The organism is Mesorhizobium sp. M4A.F.Ca.ET.050.02.1.1 (genome assembly GCF_003997725.1).
Taxonomy (GTDB): Bacteria; Pseudomonadota; Alphaproteobacteria; order Rhizobiales; family Rhizobiaceae; genus Mesorhizobium.
On sequence record NZ_RZSG01000980.1, the window covers coordinates 1 to 1979 of the forward strand.

The window sequence follows — 1979 nt, forward strand, 5'->3', positions numbered from 1 at the left end:
CGCCAATGTCACGCCGATCGAGGTGGCGCCGCTGGCCGACGCCGGCATCACCGCCTACCGCGCCGCCAAACGGGCGGCGAAGCTGTTGCGCCCAGGAAGCTACTGTGTGCTGCTCGGCATCGGCGGGCTCGGCCACATCGCGTTACAGTCGCTGCACGCGATTTCGGGCTGCCGCATCATCGCCGTCGACCGCGAGCCGGCGGCGCGTGTGCTGGCCAAGGATCTTGGCGCCGACTTCGTCCTCGACGGCGGGCCGAACGTTGTCGAGGAGGTAAAGGCGATCACCGGCGGCGGCGCCCATCTCGTCATCGATTTCGTCGGTGAACTCGGCGTCGAGAACATCTGCTGGAAGATGGTGCGCAAGGGCGGCCAGCTCTTCGTCGTCGGCTATGGCGGCGCGGTCAACGTTCCGACCGCGCATCTGGTCATCGAGGAGATCAACATCGGCGGCAGCCTGGTCGGCAATTTCACCGAGCTCGTCGAACTGATGGAGCTCAACGCCGACGGCAAGGTGAAGATGCACTACACCGAGTACAACCTCGCCAGCATCAACACCGCGCTCGACGACTTCAAGAACCGGCGCTTCACCGGCCGCGGCGTCATCGTTCCCTGAACCATCTGGACCGGATCCACGCCAAACGACCGCGTCGGTTTCCGATCTGTCATCTGCAAGGAGAGGAATTAATGAACAAGTGCATCTGTGAATTCGTCGGCACCTTCGCGTTGGTCTTCGTCGGCTGCGCGACGGTTCTGTTCATGCGCTCCGAGGTCGGCCTGCTCGGAGTCGCCCTGGCATTCGGCCTGTCGGTGGTGGCGATGGCCTATTCGATCGGGCCGATTTCAGGCGCGCATCTCAATCCGGCGGTGAGCCTCGGCGTCTTCGTTTCCGGCCGGATGAAATCCAATGACCTTGTCGGCTATGTCGTCGCGCAATGTCTGGGAGCGATCGTCGCGTCGGCCGTGCTCTACGTGATCGTCCAGGGGAAGGGTGGCGGCTATGACGTCGCCGCGAATGGTTTTGCCCAGAACGGCTGGTCGGCGTATTCGGCGACTTCGGCGTTCCTGTTCGAAGCAGTCGCAACATTCCTGTTTGTGCTCGTCATTCTGCGTGCCACAGCCGAAGGCGGCGCGGGCGCTCTGGCAGGCCTGGCGATCGGACTGACGCTGGTCGTGATCCACCTCGCCGGCATTGCTGTGTCAGGATCCTCGGTCAATCCGGCCCGCTCGCTCGGGCCTGCTTTGTTCGCCGGTGGAACCGCGCTGTCGCAGCTCTGGCTCTATATTGTGGCCCCTTGTCTTGGCGCCGCCGCAGCCGGGCTGGCGGAGCGCGCTGGTGTGATCGGAGCCGGCGAAACGGTGTCGCAGCCGGCCTGACCGACTGCCGCCTGCGGCTCCCTTTTGGCTGAAATCCTCCCAAACCCATAGCATGAATGGCATGGGTTCCCTTTTCCGCTCGTCAAACGAACTCGCGCCGGATGCCGTATTGCTCGAGCTTGCGATAGAGTGTTGGCCGCGAGATGCCGAGCCGCTGCGCGACCCGGCTAAGATTGCCATTCTCCACGGCAAGCGCATTTTTCAACGCCTGCCGTTCCGCCTCGGCGAGCGTGCCTTCAGGCACCTCCGGCGAGATGACCGCAGTGTCGCTCGACTTCGCGCTCTGTCCGGATGCGGGGGCCGTGATCTCCGCGGGCAGATCGTGAAGTCCAATATCTCGGCCGCGCGCCAGGACATGCAGACGTCCGACAAGGTTCTTCAGCTCGCGCACATTGCCCGGCCAACGATAGGCGAGCAGCGCGGCAAGCGCTTCGTGCGAGAATTCCAGCGGCTCCTCGCCTGAGGCTGCGGCGATCCTGCGGTTGAAATGCTCGACCAGCAGAAGCACATCCTCGCCGCGCTCACGCAGCGGCGGCACCGTGATCGAGACCGCGCCAATTCGGTAATAGAGATCACTGCGGAAGCGGCCCGCGGCGACTTCCTGC

3 protein-coding genes are annotated in these 1979 nt (G+C 64.1%); 2 read left to right on the forward strand and 1 reads right to left on the reverse strand.

What is annotated here, in order from left to right:
- Positions 1-613 (forward strand): zinc-binding dehydrogenase (locus EOA33_RS33910; RefSeq protein WP_145989462.1); only part of this gene is annotated, 613 nt, incomplete at its 5' end.
- 71 nt (positions 614-684) lie between these two features.
- Positions 685-1374 (forward strand): MIP family channel protein, encoded by a 690-nt coding sequence (locus EOA33_RS33915; RefSeq protein ID WP_127399969.1) that lies wholly within the window; start codon positions 685-687, stop codon positions 1372-1374.
- Positions 1375-1456: 82 nt separating this feature from the next.
- On the opposite strand, the gene EOA33_RS33920 is transcribed toward EOA33_RS33915, so the two are convergent.
- Positions 1457-1979 (reverse strand): helix-turn-helix domain-containing protein (locus EOA33_RS33920; RefSeq protein ID WP_145989463.1); only part of this gene is annotated, 523 nt, incomplete at its 5' end.

Excerpts from the sequence above, each read along its gene's own strand:
- EOA33_RS33915 (WP_127399969.1), top strand. The coding sequence starts at position 685 with ATGAACAAGTGCATCTGTGAATTCGTCGGCACCTTCGCGTTGGTCTTC.